This is a genomic window from Sporolactobacillus sp. BBK16-2, from assembly GCF_059878335.1.
The window spans coordinates 2,633,980-2,651,105 of record NZ_CM187611.1 but is presented as its reverse complement, the minus strand read 5'-3'; the positions used below and the strand labels follow the sequence as shown (position 1 = coordinate 2,651,105).

Annotated in this window: 17 protein-coding genes; 13 read left to right on the top strand and 4 right to left on the bottom strand. The window is 44.0% G+C overall.

Going from position 1 to position 17,126, the window contains the following annotated elements; all coding sequences use genetic code 11:
- Window positions 1–11: 11 nt before the first annotated feature.
- The gene (locus tag AC6F33_RS13110) at window positions 12–1,937 is read right to left on the bottom strand and encodes a heavy metal translocating P-type ATPase (RefSeq protein WP_500777227.1); all 1,926 of its coding nucleotides are present in this window, start codon (window positions 1,935–1,937) and stop codon (window positions 12–14) included.
- A 348-nt stretch (window positions 1,938–2,285) separates the two neighbouring features.
- Here AC6F33_RS13110 and AC6F33_RS13105 point away from each other — a divergent pair, with 348 nt between their 5' ends.
- On the top strand, window positions 2,286–2,735 hold the full coding sequence (locus AC6F33_RS13105; protein WP_255748859.1) for a VanZ family protein: 450 nt from the start codon (window positions 2,286–2,288) through the stop codon (window positions 2,733–2,735).
- 59 nt (window positions 2,736–2,794) lie between these two features.
- Here the strand turns inward: AC6F33_RS13105 and AC6F33_RS13100 are convergent, their stop codons facing one another.
- Both AC6F33_RS13100 and AC6F33_RS13095 read right to left on the bottom strand, forming a co-directional pair.
- Entirely contained in the window at window positions 2,795–3,232 is a 438-nt protein-coding gene (locus AC6F33_RS13100; protein ID WP_255748858.1) for a TlpA disulfide reductase family protein, read from the bottom strand.
- A 113-nt stretch (window positions 3,233–3,345) separates the two neighbouring features.
- The gene (locus AC6F33_RS13095; RefSeq protein WP_500777226.1) at window positions 3,346–4,563 is read right to left on the bottom strand and encodes an MFS transporter; all 1,218 of its coding nucleotides are present in this window, start codon (window positions 4,561–4,563) and stop codon (window positions 3,346–3,348) included.
- Between the two features lie 580 nt (window positions 4,564–5,143).
- Here AC6F33_RS13095 and AC6F33_RS13090 point away from each other — a divergent pair.
- From AC6F33_RS13090 to AC6F33_RS13045, 10 genes are all read left to right on the top strand, one after another.
- Entirely contained in the window at window positions 5,144–6,319 is a 1,176-nt protein-coding gene (locus tag AC6F33_RS13090; RefSeq protein ID WP_500777225.1) for a pyridoxal phosphate-dependent aminotransferase, read from the top strand.
- A 124-nt stretch (window positions 6,320–6,443) separates the two neighbouring features.
- Window positions 6,444–7,223 (top strand): YfkD family protein, encoded by a 780-nt coding sequence (locus AC6F33_RS13085; protein ID WP_255748855.1) that lies wholly within the window; start codon window positions 6,444–6,446, stop codon window positions 7,221–7,223.
- Between the two features lie 71 nt (window positions 7,224–7,294).
- On the top strand, window positions 7,295–7,498 hold the full coding sequence (locus AC6F33_RS13080; protein WP_255748854.1) for an SE1561 family protein: 204 nt from the start codon (window positions 7,295–7,297) through the stop codon (window positions 7,496–7,498).
- A gap of 52 nt (window positions 7,499–7,550) precedes the next feature.
- Complete coding sequence (gene pdaA / locus AC6F33_RS13075) at window positions 7,551–8,330, top strand: delta-lactam-biosynthetic de-N-acetylase (RefSeq protein WP_370646111.1); 780 nt, start codon at window positions 7,551–7,553, stop codon at window positions 8,328–8,330.
- A 431-nt stretch (window positions 8,331–8,761) separates the two neighbouring features.
- On the top strand, window positions 8,762–9,304 hold the full coding sequence (locus AC6F33_RS13070) for a helix-turn-helix domain-containing protein (RefSeq protein ID WP_500777224.1): 543 nt from the start codon (window positions 8,762–8,764) through the stop codon (window positions 9,302–9,304).
- Between the two features lie 122 nt (window positions 9,305–9,426).
- Window positions 9,427–10,527: an ABC transporter ATP-binding protein gene (locus tag AC6F33_RS13065; protein WP_500778164.1), complete on the top strand. Its 1,101-nt coding sequence runs from the start codon at window positions 9,427–9,429 to the stop codon at window positions 10,525–10,527.
- Window positions 10,520–11,323, top strand: a complete 804-nt coding sequence (locus AC6F33_RS13060) for an ABC transporter permease (protein ID WP_255748852.1) — start codon at window positions 10,520–10,522, stop codon at window positions 11,321–11,323. The genes AC6F33_RS13065 and AC6F33_RS13060 overlap by 8 nt, the downstream gene beginning before the upstream one ends.
- Window positions 11,317–12,126: an ABC transporter permease gene (locus tag AC6F33_RS13055; protein ID WP_255748851.1), complete on the top strand. Its 810-nt coding sequence runs from the start codon at window positions 11,317–11,319 to the stop codon at window positions 12,124–12,126. The genes AC6F33_RS13060 and AC6F33_RS13055 overlap by 7 nt, the downstream gene beginning before the upstream one ends.
- Entirely contained in the window at window positions 12,123–13,193 is a 1,071-nt protein-coding gene (locus tag AC6F33_RS13050) for an ABC transporter substrate-binding protein (protein WP_500777223.1), read from the top strand. The genes AC6F33_RS13055 and AC6F33_RS13050 overlap by 4 nt, the downstream gene beginning before the upstream one ends.
- Before the next feature lie 145 nt (window positions 13,194–13,338).
- Entirely contained in the window at window positions 13,339–14,157 is an 819-nt protein-coding gene (locus AC6F33_RS13045; protein WP_500777222.1) for a RecX family transcriptional regulator, read from the top strand.
- A gap of 79 nt (window positions 14,158–14,236) precedes the next feature.
- Here the strand turns inward: AC6F33_RS13045 and AC6F33_RS13040 are convergent, their stop codons facing one another.
- Entirely contained in the window at window positions 14,237–15,226 is a 990-nt protein-coding gene (locus AC6F33_RS13040; RefSeq protein ID WP_500777221.1) for a metal-dependent hydrolase, read from the bottom strand.
- A 155-nt stretch (window positions 15,227–15,381) separates the two neighbouring features.
- Here AC6F33_RS13040 and mutY point away from each other — a divergent pair, with 155 nt between their 5' ends.
- Together mutY and AC6F33_RS13030 are read left to right on the top strand one after the other, a co-directional pair.
- Window positions 15,382–16,461, top strand: coding sequence for an A/G-specific adenine glycosylase (gene mutY, locus AC6F33_RS13035; RefSeq protein WP_255748846.1), 1,080 nt, complete (start codon window positions 15,382–15,384; stop codon window positions 16,459–16,461).
- Between the two features lie 45 nt (window positions 16,462–16,506).
- Window positions 16,507–16,662: a gamma-type small acid-soluble spore protein gene (locus AC6F33_RS13030; protein WP_255748845.1), complete on the top strand. Its 156-nt coding sequence runs from the start codon at window positions 16,507–16,509 to the stop codon at window positions 16,660–16,662.
- Window positions 16,663–17,126 lie beyond the last annotated feature (464 nt).

The window sequence follows — 17,126 nt, the reverse complement described above, 5'->3', positions numbered from 1 at the left end:
CGATCTGCAAATTATCCGCGCAAGAGTCTGAGACCGTTAAGAATAACCAGAATTGTGCTCCCTTCATGCCCGACGACACCAAAAGGCATGGTCAGAAACTGCAAAAAGTTGGTGGCGATGAGAAATGCAATCATAGCCATGGCAAAAATAATATTCATCTTAACAATCCGACTCATTCTTTTTGACAGTCGCACCGCTTCTGCTATTTTTGTCAGGTCGTTTTTCATCAGAACAATATCGGCAGTTTCAAGGGCTGCATCATTTCCCGCTCCCATCGCAATCCCGACTGAAGCTTGAGCAAGTGCAGGAGTATCGTTAATCCCATCGCCGCACATGGCAACATGGCCGTATTTCTGATTTAATCGCTTGATTTCCATTGCTTTGTTCTCAGGAAGGCAATTAGCAATGTAGCTGCTGACCCCGGAATCTCTCTGTACCGCGGCAGCGGTCTGCTCATTGTCACCGGTAATCATGACGGTTTTAATTCCGTACTTATTAAGTGAGCGGATTGCGTCTGCTGCTGAATCTCTGATTTGGTCCCTTAAGGCGAAGCGGCCGATTATTTTTTCCTCAGAAGCGATGTACACCAAGGTTTCATCACGGTTTGGACGGGCAAAATCGCTAATCTGCAGAAACTCATTTAATGCTTCGGGCTGCATCATCGCTTCTTTACCGATCATGTATTGCGTGTCACCAACAGAGCCGATGATACCAAATCCTGGCTTGACTTTAATTTTGCCTATCTTTGGCAAAGCGGCAGTTCCGCAAACCTCGTAGGCATACGTGACGATCGCTTTCCCAAGCGGATGCGACGATTGATTTTCGATTGCGGCCATGTAACTGAGAAGTGTGGCATCACTTAGTGTGCTGTTATTAATAAACTGCGTGACTTCAGGAGTTCCGTTTGTAATCGTTCCGGTTTTATCGAAAGCGATGATTTTAATCATAGCCAACTGTTCCAAATGAACGCCGCCTTTGATCAGTATGCCGTGACGGGCACCCGATGCAACGGCTGATAGAACGGCAGGTGTTGTTGAAGCAACCAGAGCACAAGGCGAGGCGACAACAAGCAAAACCATAGCTCGATAAATGGTTTCGCTCCACGACCAGCCTAATAGAACATGCGGCGCGAAGAGCATCAGTACGGTGGCAATCAGGACGACTTTGACATACGTGCGTTCAAAACGTTCAATAAATAGCTGAGTCGGAGCTTTCTCTTTTTGAGCTGATTGGACAAGGTCCAAGATCTTACTAAACAAAGAGTCATTGCTTCGCTTCGTGACACGTGCGAAGACACTGCCGTCCAAATTCATTGTGCCCGCCATCAAATCAGCACCGGATTTCTTGAAAACCGGTACGGATTCGCCGGTCATCGTCGCTTCATTAACCGTCGTTTCTCCATCGGTAATGACAGCGTCAGCAGGAATTCGTTCTCCCGGCTTAATAAGAATGATGTCGCCGGGGGTGATTTGCTTTACTGAGATCATCGTTTCGCAGCCATTTGTGACGAGACGAGCGACTTCAGGCTGCAGATCCATGAGTGCAGAAAGCGCATGGGTACTTTTGGCTGTTGAATAAGTCTCCAAAGCGCCGCTGAGTGCAAAAATAAAGATTAACACAGCCCCTTCGAGCCAATGGTTGATGCAGGCTGCGCCGATTGCAGCTGTAATCATTAAAAGTTCAACATTCAGCTCGCGTGTTCGAAACGTATCTGATAGTCCTTGCTTTGTTTTAAAATAACCGCCGATCAGGTAGGCAGCTGGGTAGAGAAGCCATGAGTATGGAATATGAGCGAGCCCGAGAAGATAGGCAATGAGCGTCAGTGCTCCCCCGGTAAGGGCGGCGATTAGCTCACCGTGCTGTTTCCATAGAGCACTGATCGGTTGATTGGGATTAGGATTACTTGGGAATTTGACGAGCTTTGCCTCTGGTATCATAAAAATCCGACCCTTCGTTTAATAAATTATTGATCAGTAAAAAGTTATAAAAGATAATAAATATAATTTAATATATATTATTATTAGAAAATTAGTGATTAGAAATAAATTCTTTAATTGAGAATAATAATCATCATCGAAACCCCTAAGAGCACTCAATGCTGCCGCTATAATAAGCGACAGCATTGATCAGATAAATTATAATTATTTTAATTTATGTTAGTTTTATAGTAATACACTTTTTCACATATGTCCATTCGATGGTCAATGCTTTATAAGTAAAAAAAGGCCAAGCATACATCTTTTTTGAAAAAAGCACATAGTTATCTACAAAGGAGGAGAGCGGTTATGCTCAAAAGATTGAACAAAAAACATATGGCCGCCGTGCTCTTTATTGGTTATCTTGCTATTCTCATTTTCGCAACCCTTCTAACGCATAATTACTATACATACGGAAAGTCAAGCAATCTTATCCTTTTCAGCAGCATACGGCTTATGCTGCGCAGTGGCAGTTTACTGCTTATATTAAAGAACATTGGCGGGAATGTGCTGCTGTTTTTCCCACTTGGCTTTTTATTACCAATACTCATTCAGCCTAAACGGCATTTTGTTATCCGGCAGCTGCTTGTCGGATGTTGTATCAGTTTGCTTATTGAGTTATGTCAATATTTTTTTGCTGAACGCATTTTTGATATTGATGATGTTTTATTAAATACGATCGGTGCGATGATGGGTTGGGGCTGCTATGTTATCATTCGATTCTGCAAACATAAGTTGATCATCTTTTATACTAGGTGAATATTCAAAGGCCTTCGCAAACCGATCTTATTTTTAATAAGGTGTGAAGTTTGAACTAGTTAATGAAAGAGAAGACGATCTGCTGCTTTGTGAATGCGCATCGCGCCGCGCTCTCCCATATGGTATTCGATCAGTTCGCCGCCGGCATTAAATAGATAATAGGCGGGGACAAAACGATTTCCGAACGCATCAGCCAGTCGATGAGTATTGTCGATGAGGACGGGCTCCGTAATTGAGTGCATTGCAGCAACTCGCGCAACTTCGTTTACGTCCAGATCAGCCTCAGACAACGGCATATGGATGGCGACGACATTGAGTTCCTCTTTGTATTTTTCACGAATGGATTGTACGACCGGCATTGCGTCCTTGCATTTTGAGCAGCTTATCGACCAGAAATGGATTAACGTTGGCGTGCCAAGAAGACGCTCGCGCGTGACTTTTTGATTCATCCAATGGGTCGCAACGCTTAGATCGGGCATAAATAATTTTTTCTTCACGAGCAATTCCCCCTATAAGGGCCTTCAACGCACTTGAAGGTCTTGTTGCACTGTTATGTTATGCTTTGTTGCGGCGGGTGGTTCTAGTGCTTCGATGAAATGAAAAAAGAGCCTCAATGATTTGAGACTCTTTGCTTCGGTGCTGAATAATTGAGAGAAGATTTTCGTGCAATAATGAATTGATGAATAAAGCAGCTCATTGAGGCAAGGAAAATAAAAACCGCTATTCCGTAAAATAACCCGCCTTTCGGTATCCAACTGATCAGCGAGCTTCCGGCTACCGGACCGACCATACATCCGGCACTGTAACATACGGTCATCAAGATGTTGCCGAGCGGTATTTGCTCTCTGTCGAGCAAATCGCTGACGTAGCCCATACTCATTGAATAAAGTGATCCGATCAGCATGCCGGCACCGAGTAGTGTGAAATAGATGCCGTAGAAATAAGCGGAGAGCAGGCCAGTGCATGCGATGAACATGGCTCCGAATAAGCAAATGAGCGGAAGAAGCCGCCTACGGCCGAATCGGTCTCCAAGCATACCAAGCGGTACCTGCGTCAGCAGAGCACCGGTAACAAAAGATGGAAGCAGAATTGAAATTTGGTCAAGATTATAGCCTTGCCGCACTGCAAAAATTGGGAAGCTATTGTTCAGTGAAGTTTCCAGATAACCGAAGGCAAGTGTTACTGCTAAACCGGACCAAGTTGCGGCAATGACTTTTTTATAGCGTGCAAAGACTTGTCGCAGAGTTGAACCACCGGAAGTGCTCAACTCGGGATATTCATTTTTAAGAAGAAATAAAAGCAGGAGGACTGCAAGGCAAAAGAAGCCGCTGGTAATGAACGGAACATTCGTACCGAATGCAATCAATCGGACAAGCAGTGGTCCCGCTGCTATGCCTAACCCAAAGGACAATCCGTAGAAGGCAATGTTTCGTCCACGCTTGTTCATCGGACTGTCAATCGTAATCCATGTTTGTGCGGCAAGATGCAGAATGCTGTCGCCAAAACCAACACACAGCCTGAGTGCAAACCAAAACCATAGATTCATCGAAATTGGAAAAAGAAACAGAGGTACTGTAATCAGGGCAAGTCCGATGATGAGAAAGAGCTTGTAGCCGAGCTTTCGCATCGGTTTCTCCAGAAGAGGAACAGAGATAAGCATACCTATGTAAAGTGAGGTAGATCCCAGCCCGTTTAAAAGAGCGGAGACACCGTTTTTTTCTAGAAGCAAAGCAACGAGCGGAAGCAGCATCCCCTCTGCGGCGCCGCAAATGAAAACTGAGCCGATTAACAATAAAAATTGGAAACGTTGATATGCCGCGCTGTTCATCGGAGATGTCCTTTCTGTGCTGTAAATTTAAGCTTTAATGCCCAGCAGAAACTAGTATACCTGTTTTTATTTATTTCGTCCTTAACAATTTGCGGAAGTAAGGACCGGGCGCTTTTTGCCCGGTTCTTCTAACAAGTAAAGTTTAAGATTTTGCCTCGCTGGTCCGACGATCAACATCATAAGATTTGGTTGGGTAATCAGGTAAGCGCCTAATCTGATAAATAGACGGAAAATTTCCGCTTAATTAGAAAATGAATGAAAAAATAGCTTGAATAGACGGAGAAATTCCGCTTATCGAATCGAAAAACGTGAAAATGGAGGGTTTTGCTTTGCATAACCGGAAAAATTACCCTTATGTGCCCGCGAAACAAGTGCCATGATACATATAACGGGAATATCTCCGCTTATTTTAGTAGTCTCACCGCATCCTGCCGAAGTGCGTATCGGGCTGTGGCCGGTTTTTCTAATAAAAATTCAGACTTCAGGCTAAGATTCCTTTACAAATGAGCACTTATCCACGAAAATATAGATACTGTCACGATAAATTAAAAACTAACTTATAGAGTTGGAAGTGGAATTGATGGTTAACTTTGCAAAATCAGACGCGCTGAATCGTTTGCCGAAACAGTTTTTCGCTGATCTCGTTGTTAAAACAAATGCGGAAATAGCCAAGGGGTACGACGTCATTAATTTAGGTCAGGGAAATCCGGATCAGCCGACTCCGCCGCATATTGTCAAAGCGCTGCAGGAAGCGGCAGCCAACCCGCTCTACCATAAGTACTCGCCGTTCAGAGGCTATGATTTTCTGAAAGAAGCGATTGCAACTTTTTACAAACGCGAATATGATGTTGATCTTGATCCGAAGACTGAAGTCGCTGTTTTGTTCGGATCAAAGACCGGACTGGTTGAGATCGGTGAGTGCTTACTGAACAGCGGTGATACGGTCCTTATGCCGGATCCCGGCTATCCGGATTATTTGTCCGGTTTTGCGCTTGCAAATCTAAAGATGGAAACGATGCCTCTCCTTGAAGAGAACGCGTTTCTTCCCGATTATGCAGTAATGCCGGAAGGACTTCTTGATAAGGCGAAACTAATGTTCTTAAATTATCCAAACAACCCGACATCGGCGACTGCTCCTGCTGATTTCTTTGAGGAAACGGTGAAGGTTGCGGAAGAACATAATATTTGTGTCTTGCATGATTTTGCCTATGGCGCGCTTGGTTTCGACGGTGAAAAACCGCGCAGCTTCCTCCAGACGCCAGGCGCTAAAGAGGTCGGCATCGAAACGTACACTTTATCAAAGACCTATAATATGGCTGGCTGGAGAGTCGGCTTCGCGCTCGGAAACAAGAGTGTTATTGAAGCGATCGAATTATTTCAGGATCACTATTTTGTCAGCTTATTCGGCGGAATACAGGAAGCAAGCGCGAAAGCATTGCTTGGCCCGCAAGACTGTGTCCGCGCACTTGTGCAACGCTACGAAGCACGACGCAATGCATTTTTTGATGCGGCTAGCAAAATCGGCTGGAATGCAACACCTTCCAAAGGATCCTTTTTCGGCTGGCTTCCAGTTCCTAAGGGCTATACTTCCGAATCATTCTTTGAATATGTTTTGGAAAAAGCACATGTCGTGCTGGCACCGGGAGTCGGATTCGGGTCCGGTGGCGAAAAATACGTGCGCATCGGCCTTCTGAGCGAACCGGAACGGCTGACCGAAGCAGTAGAGCGCATCGGCAAGCTTCACTTATTTGATTAACATCTATAATTAATGATGAAAGCCAGTTGCGGCGCTTCCATGCTGTAACTGGTTTTTTCTATGCCTTCTTTTGGATAATTTTGCAGTTCTGGGCAGAAGATAAGGAAAAAAGGAGTTTTCTGCCTTGAAAAAAATAATGTCTTTACTTGTGTGCGCTGCGTTGTTATTTTGTATATCCTCTGAGGCAGCTGCAAAAAGCGTGATGCCCAATGCATTGCCGAAATCAGTGATCGACATCTCTAAAGAAAATACCTATCCGAATCCGACACATGATGCTTCTGAACTTGTGCCGAGTCAACGCACCAAAGCCCTGCTCAAGACAGCGAACGTCCCAGTGGAAAATCCAGTGTTGATCAAACTGCTCAACGAATCATACATTCATCCGTCAAAATGGTCGATCGGTTATTCGGCACGTATTTATCTTGGAGAATGGCCGCTTAATTACAAGTCGAAAGAAACATCCGTCAACTGGGAGTATAAACGGATTAATGATAATGCCGCCGATGCTCGCGGCAGCAAGAGTGCTCAGCAAATCGGCTACCTTCAGAAAATCCAGGCAACTGTTAAGGGAGGATTGACCTCTGAAGTTCCGAAAAAAGAAGAAGCGAGCCAATTGATTTTGGCAAAAACAATGGAAAAAACACATCTATCAATTTCATTCTCAACAATTGTTGGGGCGGGAACAAAAATTGACCGCCCGTATCAAGTACCTTCCAAACAAGTCGGACATTTGTACGGTTATGTGCCGGCGGTTAATGAACGCGGAAAAATTACTTATGGTGAAGTTTTTCTTGTCTTAAAGGGAGGTAAAGCGCATCTTGATGTTAAAAATGTGATGCAGCAGGGCATCGGCGCATGGATGCCGATTACCGATCACCTTTCGCTTCGGTACATTGCTCAGTAAATCCATCTGCTCAACCTTTCACTCAGATCTGTGCTAAAGTGAAAGAAGAAGCTGTAATGGAGGTGCTGGAAATGGGAAGAGCGACGAATTCAAAAGCAGATCAAGTGATTTATTTAAAGAATCGATTTAAGCTGCTTGCTCAGGTTGCTTGCGCGCTTAACGAAGAGACTGCAGCTCATGAAGATCTGGAGAATATCTTAGCAATGATGGATAATCTTGAGGTGAAAATACGTAGATTTCGGGATGATTGGGCAGACGGGCTTGTAGAAAAATAAGGAAACATAATTCAAACGGAAACGGTCCACCCTAAAATCGGAGGGTGATCGTGTGAAAAAAATAGTGTTAGTACTCTTGATTGCCATGTGCGGAACTTTTGTCCATCCCTTTTCTTCATACGGAAAGGACTGGTATTTCAAACCCGCAAAGAATAACCAGCCGGCGACGACAGAGCCTGAATATGAAGCATTACTTAAGAAATATGACGGAATTTTTATCGGAGATACGTCAAAAAAAGAACTGTATCTGACCTTCGATAACGGATATGAGGCAGGATACACTTCAGGAATGCTTGATACCTTGAAAAAGGAAAAGGTTCCTGCCACATTTTTTATCACCGGACACTATATTTCGGATCAGCCGGAGCTTGTCAAAAGGATGGTTAAAGAAGGCCACATTGTCGGAAATCATTCGTGGAGCCATCCGGATCTATCGAAAATAAGTGACGCAAAGTATAAAAAAGAATTGGCAAAACTTAAAGGACGTTATATGAAACTGACCGGCGATAAACAAATGACCTATCTGCGCCCGCCAAGAGGTACGTTCAGCGAACGTTCATTGAAGTTGGGTCATGACGCTGGCTACACCAATGTATTCTGGTCGGCTGCGTATCGCGATTGGCTACGAGACGATCAACACGGCGCCGATTATGCGTACGATCATATCATGAAACGTATTCATCCAGGTGCAGTAATTCTGCTTCATACCGTTTCCAAGGATAATGCTCAAGCGCTGCCGCGTGTGATACATGATTTAAAGAAACAGGGCTATCAATTTCGCAGCTTGGACGATCTGATGGCGAAGCGTGTTCTGCCTTCTGAATTTTGGTGAGTTTTGTGCATACCTCAATCCTATTTGGGATCCGAGGTATTTTTTTTGAAAAAAAGCTCGAAAAAAGTTAAGAACAGTATCCACAAGTTTATCCACAGACTTGACAATAAAAAAACCACAATAGTAAGCATTTAAACATGATTGTCCACATAATCCACAAAAAAGAGGATAAATATTAACAAAATCATGCACATTTTTACTTAGCGTTAATAAAGGGTAAATTATAGTTATCCACATATCCACAAAGTTATTGACATTTTCACTTCTTGTGTTCTCACAAAGTCTGAAAAATAGAACTTAAACAGTCTTGATTTCGACAAATTACGATCTTCAAGAAATACATTGTATTTTTTTAGGAAACATTTATAATAAATTTGTTTTATTAAACTCAGTGTATATAAATAGTAAACTTACGAAAGTGGGGGCTGTCGGTGCTGATCGGCGGGAAGATCAAAAATCTGCGCCTTAAGAGCGGCCTGACGCAAGAAGAACTTGCGGAACGGACGGATCTGACGAAAGGCTACATATCACAAATTGAAAATGATTTAAGTTCACCTTCTATAGAAACCTTTTTTGATCTCTTGGAAGTGCTTGGTTGCGATCCGAAATCTTTTTTTGATGATCAGACCTTTGCGCAAAAAGTGATCTATCAGCAGCAGGATCAAACTGAATTTTCCGATGCACAACTGGGTTATCAGCTTCGCTGGCTTGTTCCCGAATCTAATGAGAAAGAGATGGAGCCGATCCTTTTGAGGTTGGAGAGACGCGGGGCATTTAAAACATTCGAGCCGTCTCCCGCAGAAACCTTTCTCTATGTACTGTCCGGGTCGATTATCGTCCGTCTTGGAAAGAAACGCTACCATGCGAAATCAGGCGATTCGGTTTATTATCATGCATCTGAAGAACATCAACTGATTAATGAAGGCGATAAGCCTGCAAAAGTGCTTTTGGTCGCGACTGAATCTTATTTATAAGAGGAGCCGAGTTAAGAGATCGTGCTGCTTAACAGCATGTAACATCAACATAAGAAAAAAGACATGGAGTGGGAAGGATGTGGCAAGGCAGGTGCCATAGCAGGTACAGCGCCGAAGATCCGATGACAGAAAAGACAATCATTCAGTTTGACCATGTTGCCAAACGATTTGACGGGGAAACCATTTTAAGAGACATTAATTTTGAAATTGAACGGGGTAAATTCTATACGTTGCTTGGTCCGTCCGGGTGTGGAAAAACAACCATTTTACGCTTAATTGCCGGATTTCTGGAGCCGAGTGAAGGAACCATTACCTTTGACGGGCAGTTGGTCAATAAAATTCCACCAAATAAGCGTCAAGTTAATACTGTATTTCAGGATTACGCACTGTTCCCGCATCTGAACGTTTTTGAAAATGTGGCGTTTGGCTTGCGAATAAATAAATTAGCAAATAAAGAAATTGAGCCGAGGGTGAAAGAAGCACTGCATTTCGTCAATCTGGATGGTTACCAGAATCGTGAGATTTCCGATTTGTCCGGCGGACAGAAACAACGGATTGCGATTGCACGTGCCATTGTCAATCGTCCTCAGGTGCTTCTGCTGGACGAGCCCTTGTCCGCTCTGGATTTAAAGCTGCGGACCGCGATGCAGGTTGAACTCCGCCAGCTGCAGCGTAGGCTTGGCATTACGTTTATTTTCGTAACCCATGATCAAGAGGAAGCGCTGGCCATGTCTGATGAGATCTTTGTCCTGAATCAGGGGAAAATTGAGCAGAGTGGTTCGCCGCGTTCGATTTATGACGAACCGATCAACCGTTTTGTTGCCGACTTTATCGGCGAATCCAACATCATTCCCGGCACGATGCTGAGGGACCGTGTCGTCTCCTTTGCAGGTAAAGCCTTTGATTGCGTCGATCAGGGCTTTGATGAAATGGAGTCTGTAGAAATCGTGATCCGACCTGAAGATTTGGAGCTGAAGCCTCAGGGAGAAGGGATGCTGCAGGTACGGGTAGAATCTCAGTTGTTCCGTGGTGTACATTATGAAATGATCGGCAAGGATGCGGATGGAAATTCGTGGATGATTCATTCGACGAAGAGCGCGCAAATCGGTGAAGCAATCGGTCTTTTTTTTGAACCTGAAGCGATTCACGTCATGCGTCATGGCGAGACCGAAGAGGACTTTGATCGACGCCTGGAAAGCTATGAGGGTGCCGATCATGACTAAAAAACTGACGAACACCTATCTTATCCCTTACGTTTTGTGGATCGGTCTTTTTGTCATTGCGCCTTTGGCGATGGTCTTATACTATTCTTTTTTTGACATACAGGGACATTTTTCTTTTGAAAATTATGTGCGGTTCTTTACACCAATTTATTTAAGGATGACAGTCAGCTCGATTGGCTATGCATGTTTAATCACCTTCTTTACTTTATTGATTGCCTATCCGACTGCTTATTTGCTAACAAAAATGAAAAATCGCAGGCTGTGGCTTATGCTCATCATCCTGCCCACTTGGATTAATGTCCTTTTGAAAGCATACGCCTTCATCGGATTGCTCAGTACCTATGGCCCCGTGGATACACTGCTGGCATTGTCAGGCATCGGGCGTAAGCAGATTCTGTTTACGGGCTTCAGTTTTGTTTTTGTTTCGGTGTATTTATTTATTCCTTTTATGATTCTGCCTATATACAACAGCCTCGAAAAGCTGAACAACAGCTTTGTTGAAGCAGCTTATGATTTAGGCGCATCTGCTTGGGCAACCTTTCGGCGTGTCATTTTTCCTCTTACACTTGAAGGCGTCAAATCCGGCGTCCAAGCTGTATTTATCCCTGCGCTGTCTCTGTTTATGCTGACGCGTCTGATTGCCGGTAATCGTGTGATTACACTTGGGACGGCGATTGAGGAACATTTTCTTGTCACGCAGGACTGGGGAATGGGCGCGACGATTGCTGTCTTTTTGATTCTAGCCATGATCGTCGTTATGGCACTGATGGGAAAGGGGTGGCTGAAGCGGTGGTGAAAAAAAGAACTTGGTCAACCATTTACCTCCTTTGCGTCTTTGCTGTGCTCTATCTGCCCATTTTTTATCTTATGTTTTACTCGTTCAATAAGGCCGGGAACATGACACATTTTACAGGCTTCACTTTTGATTGGTATAAAGAAGTGTTCTCCGATAAACGGTTAATTGTGATTGTCATCGATACGGTGATCGTAGCTCTGCTGTCCTCAGTGCTTTCGACCGTGCTCGGTGTTTTCGGTGCCTTGGCGATCTATTTGACGAAGCGACGTCAATACAAGAACATGCTGCTTTCATTAAATAATATTTTGATGGTGAGTCCGGACGTTATTATTGGCGCTTCATTCCTTATCCTTTTTACACTGATCGGCATCAAGCTTGGCTTTATCTCGGTGCTGCTCGCGCATATCGCCTTCAGTGTACCCATCGTTGTGCTGATGGTTCTACCTAAGCTTCAGGAAATGAGTCCCACACTGATTGATGCTGCGCGTGATCTCGGTGCGAAAAGGCTGGATGTGTTGTTAAAGGTGGTTATTCCGTTTATTACGCCGGGCATCTTCGCCGGATTCTTTATGGCACTCACGTATTCTCTCGATGATTTTGCCGTTACATTCTTTGTCACCGGCAATGGATTTTCAACATTGTCTGTTGAAATCTATTCACGAGCGCGTCAAGGCATCTCAATGTCGATCAATGCGCTCTCGACACTCATTTTTCTGATTACCCTTGCCATTGTGCTGGTTTATTATTTCTCAAGCCGCGGGATGGGAAAAGTGAAGCATCTTCCCGGAGGTGAGGACGCATGAAAAAGCTGGTTGTTATGCTTACCGCGGTCCTAGTCATGGTTCTCGCTCTGGCGCTTGTTTCTGCGCGGCTGACCGGGTCGACAACGAAGGCCGATTCCAAGACGTTGACGATCTATAACTGGGGCGATTATATTGATCCGACGCTGATCACGAAATTTGAAAAACAGTACGGCTATCGCGTCATCTATCAAACCTTTGATTCTAATGAAGCGATGCTGACGAAAATTCAACAAGGCGGCACTTCATTTGATCTTATTGTTCCGTCTGATTACATGATCAGCAAAATGCGTGATGAGCATCTACTTCTGCCGATTAATGCCAAAAATGTGCCGAATTTAAAAAATATTGATTCGCGTTTTTTAAATCTGTCTTTTGATCCAAACAATCATTATTCAGTCCCTTATTTCTGGGGTACGGTGGGGATTGTCTACAATCCCAAAATGCTTGGCGGCAGCAAGATCACGAGCTGGAACGATCTGTGGGATAAAAAGTATAAAAATCAAATTTTGCTCGTCGACAGCGCGCGGGAAATCGTGGGAATGGGATTAAACAGTCTGCATTATTCATTGAATGATACCAATAAAAAGCATTTGGAACAGACGTTGCAAAAGCTGAAAAAATTGAAGCCGAACATTAAAGCAATTGTCGGCGATGAGAATAAATTGCTTTTGCCGAGACGAGAAGCAGCCATCGGGGTCCTCTGGTCCGGAGATGCCGTAGAGATTATGGATGAAAATCCGGAATTGACCTATGTTATTCCAAAGGAAGGATCTAATGTATGGTTTGACAACATGGCCATTCCGAAGGGTGCGACGAATAAGAAGGGTGCCGAGCAGTTTATTAATTTCATGCTTGACCCCAAAAACGCTGCTAAGAATGCGGAATACGTCGGCTATGCCACCCCAAACCGTGCGGCAATGCGTTATCTTCCCAAAGAAATAAAGGATGATAAACGCTTCTACCCTGATAAGAAGCTGACGGACCGTCTTGAGGTGTATGAAAATTTCAGCAAGACGGTTAACGCGCGCTTCAACGAATTATTTCTTGAATTTAAAATGAGCCATTAAATATAATGGATCTAAGGATGCATCCTTCCATTTGCTTTTTAACGTGACCGTCGGTAAATTTTTAGAAGGTATGAGGCGATTTATATTGCACAGAAAGTTGTTTATGCTATTATTTTAATAAAAGTGCTGGAGGATTGATCGATCGATGGCGATTATCACCAGGATACGAACGAACGAAAAAGAGCGCGGCTTTTTTTCTGTGGATGTTGCAGAAGAGGACGGAAGCGAGAAAAGCCTGAACATTCATGAAGACGTACTCGTACGCGAGGAATTGCGCAAGGGGCTGGAATTAACGCCGGAGCAGTTGGGACGCCTTCATAGCGAGGCATCGGGTGTTCTAGCCTATAACGCAGCACTCCGCTACCTGTCTTATCGTATGCACAGTGTGTTTGAAATGAAGCAATACTTGGAGAAAAAGGAGTTTGGTGCGCCGCAGATCAACTATGCGGTTCAGCGTTTGAAAAATGAGAAGCTGCTTGACGATGAGGTTTTTGCTGCTTCATTTGTACGCACGCGCATTCAAACATCCACGAAGGGACCGCAGCTTATCTATAGGGAGCTGCTTCAGGCCGGGGTTCCGCAAGAGATTGCCTCGAGGTCTGAAGATCTGTTTCCGCTTGAAGATCAGGTCGAGCATGCGCGAAAATACTTGGCAAAGCAGACGTCTTCGGTCAAGAATAAGAAGTCGAAAGTGGAAGCACGTTTGGTACTTGCCAGACTGTTGATGCAGCGAGGCTATGCTCGAGAAATCAGCGATCAGGTGCTTAGTGAAATCACGGAATTTCTTGAGGAAAATGAAAAAAATGCCTTGGCTCATCAAGCGGAGAAAGCAATGCAGAAATACAAGAAATTCTCCGGAAGAGAGTTTGCTCAGAAAGTAAAGAACTATTTATATCATAAAGGCTATCCGCTTGACGCAATTAATTTGTTCTTAAGCGAACGTATCCATGGCATTAATGAGTAATAATGAAATGCAATAAAAAAAGGGCATCCTGTTATCGAGGATGTCCTTTTCGTTTCATTTGCTCAAATATAGATTTGAATTACGAATTCATACGTGCTAATACAAGCTTCTTACGCAGCTTTTGTTCGCTGAATACCCAACCTGTATATGAGCTTTGCACAGATAAATGTTTATCGAGCCATACCGTTGCAGTAAATGGGTACGTACCTTTTGAATAATATCTCAGATCAGTAAACTGAATGACGTATCTACCGTTTCTACGCGCCATTGACCAGTGATAGATCGGAGAGAAAGAAAGGAAAGCACGCACATTTTTATCTTCAGCTGCCGCTTTAATCATTTGATTGTCAAAGTCGATCGGCGTCCGTTCAAAGCGATCAATCAGATGCAGCTTTTTACCGTTCACTTTGCCGACATAAAAGTAATCTTCGCTTTCCGCCGCCAAATGATAATGAGACCAGCGCATGGTCGGCGATAAATAAACTTTAGTTAATCCGGGCAATTGGCTTTTCACATACTTAATGATGTGCTTGTGGTAAAAGCCTCGCAGGACATAGTAAACAGAGATCGTCGCGTATATGATCACGAACGTGATTCCCGGATGTCCAAGGGTCTGCCAAATGGCAAAACCGATGAGATGCATGATGAAAATGAATGGGTCAAATATGTTGATTGTTCCTAACGCTACCCATTTTTCCGTAAACGGCCGCGCCGCCTGAGTTCCATACGCATTGAAAATATCAACAAAGACGTGAATGGAAACTGCAGCAAGCGTCCATATCAGCAATTGGCTCGCGTTTGAACCGGGAACAAGTGCAAGGATAATGGCTGCTAAAATGAATGGCCAAAGCAATGTTGCTGGAAGCGAGTGTGTCATGCCGCGATGATTGCGAATATACGCAGCATTATCTTTTAATTTCAGAACCGTATCAATGTCGGGAATTACTGAACCTGCTACAACGCCGATCATTACCGCCTGATAAGTCAGCGGACTTTGGGCGACGAGCGAATCGAGTGTTGCCAATCCGGCTAACCCGAATCCCATAACAATATGTGTCGCTGTATCCATGAAAAAGATTGTCCTCCCTTTTGAACAAAGCTTCTTTTTTCAATGGCACCAAAGATCAAGTGAATCTGCTTTCATTGTCACACAAAATCAAGGATAATGAAAGGGATATTTATGGCAATTTTGATTGAAAATGACATAAGAAAGGTTGAACCATAGTGAATGCCCAAGAAATTAAGCACTTTAATCATGACTTGCTGGATTGGTTTCACAGTCAAGGGCGCAGGCTGCCCTGGCGAGAAACAAACAATCCTTACTATATTTGGATTTCAGAAGTGATGCTTCAACAAACACAGGTGAACACGGTCATTCCTTATTATAACCAATTTATCAGCCGTTTTCCGACGCCGGATGCACTTGCCGAAGCACCGGAGCAGGAGGTTCTGAAATGCTGGGAAGGACTTGGCTATTATTCACGTGCGCGCAATCTTCAGCACGGCGTCCGTGAGGTGGTTGAGAAATATAACGGCACGCTCCCAAACAAAAAAGACGAATTATTATCCATTACCGGTATCGGACCCTACACAGCCGCGGCTCTGCTCAGTATTGCATACAATGAACCTGAGCCCGCAATCGACGGAAATTTGATGCGTGTTCTTTCTCGAGTATTCTTAATTGATGATGATATCGCCAAGCAAAAGACAAGAAAGAAATTCGAAAAATTGGCGAGTGAATTAATTATTGAAACTGAGCCTGCGGCATTTAATCAAGCGCTTATGGATATTGGTGCAACGATCTGTCGGCCGAAAAACACGGATTGCCCCGAATGTCCGATTCACCGCTATTGTCTGGCTTATGATGAAGGTGCACAACTGGAATATCCGGTGAAAAGCGGAAAAGCCAAGCCAAGATTGCTGCATTATGCTGTTCTGCTGATTCAAGATGAGCAGGGACGCTACCTGATTGAACGCAGACCTGATAAAGGATTGCTGGCCGGTTTATGGCAATTTCCAATGATGGCGCTTGACGAGTATGAAGACAGCGAGCAGCAAGAAAGCTATGTTCAGGATCGATACGGCTGCGAGGTATCGCCTGCTGAACAGACTTTTTCATATATGCATCGTTTCTCACATCTAATATGGGATTTGACTCTTCGCATAGGAAAAAGTTCTGCTCATAATCAATTGAGGGAACGGCAGCGTTGGGCAGGCTTGGACGAGCTTGAAAGTTACCCGTTTCCGGTTTCTCACCAAAAAGTGATTGAGTGGATAAAAAATAATCGACACGTTCATACATAATATTTAACCTTTTTGGTTAGAGTAGTGTGGTGGAGGTGATACTCAATGGCTAAGAAGATGAATGCGGGCACAGATGCGGAACAAGTAAAGAAACAAAATGCCCAATCTCAAAACGGACAGTTCAGCGGTGAATATGGCAGTGAAACAAATGCACAAGAAGTTCGCCAGCAAAACCAGAAGTCGCAGCAAAATAAGCAGTAATCACCTTACGCACGGAAAACGCCTTGTCCAGACAATGGACAAGGCGTTTTGCTTTGCTGGTGCGACGATATGATCATAAGATGCAGATTCCCAATCCGCACTTATCGGTTGGGCGATCAGGTTAAGAGACTAATCTGATTAATAGACGGAAAATCTCCGCTTAATTGGAAAATGAACGAAAAAATAGCTTAAATAGACGGAGAAATTCCGCTTATCGAATCGAAAAAAGTGAAAATGAAGGGTTTTTCTTTACATAAGCGGATAAATTACCCTTATTTACCCGCCAAACAAGCCCCATGGTGCATATAAGCGGAAAAATTCCGCTTATTTTGCTCATTACTTAATGAAGGACCAGAATGTTTAATGAAACTGAAGTGAGATGAGGGAACCTTCGCACGTGTAAAGGAGCTTTCGCTAAATACGCATACGTCCTGTATGCAACGCGAAAGCCATCACGTCCTGCG

What these genes read in the sequence shown, in the direction of transcription:
- AC6F33_RS13105 (WP_255748859.1), top strand. Translation starts at nt 2,286, where the DNA reads ATGCTCAAAAGATTGAACAAAAAACATATGGCCGCCGTGCTCTTTATT.
- AC6F33_RS13080 (WP_255748854.1), top strand. Translation starts at nt 7,295, where the DNA reads ATGGGAAGAGCGACGAATTCAAAAGCAGATCAAGTGATTTATTTAAAG.
- AC6F33_RS13110 (WP_500777227.1), bottom strand. Translation starts at nt 1,937, where the DNA reads ATGATACCAGAGGCAAAGCTCGTCAAATTCCCAAGTAATCCTAATCCC.
- AC6F33_RS13065 (WP_500778164.1), top strand. Translation starts at nt 9,427, where the DNA reads ATGACAGAAAAGACAATCATTCAGTTTGACCATGTTGCCAAACGATTT.
- AC6F33_RS13030 (WP_255748845.1), top strand. Translation starts at nt 16,507, where the DNA reads ATGGCTAAGAAGATGAATGCGGGCACAGATGCGGAACAAGTAAAGAAA.
- AC6F33_RS13040 (WP_500777221.1), bottom strand. Translation starts at nt 15,226, where the DNA reads ATGGATACAGCGACACATATTGTTATGGGATTCGGGTTAGCCGGATTG.
- AC6F33_RS13045 (WP_500777222.1), top strand. Translation starts at nt 13,339, where the DNA reads ATGGCGATTATCACCAGGATACGAACGAACGAAAAAGAGCGCGGCTTT.
- AC6F33_RS13090 (WP_500777225.1), top strand. Translation starts at nt 5,144, where the DNA reads ATGGTTAACTTTGCAAAATCAGACGCGCTGAATCGTTTGCCGAAACAG.
- AC6F33_RS13050 (WP_500777223.1), top strand. Translation starts at nt 12,123, where the DNA reads ATGAAAAAGCTGGTTGTTATGCTTACCGCGGTCCTAGTCATGGTTCTC.
- AC6F33_RS13060 (WP_255748852.1), top strand. Translation starts at nt 10,520, where the DNA reads ATGACTAAAAAACTGACGAACACCTATCTTATCCCTTACGTTTTGTGG.
- AC6F33_RS13095 (WP_500777226.1), bottom strand. Translation starts at nt 4,563, where the DNA reads ATGAACAGCGCGGCATATCAACGTTTCCAATTTTTATTGTTAATCGGC.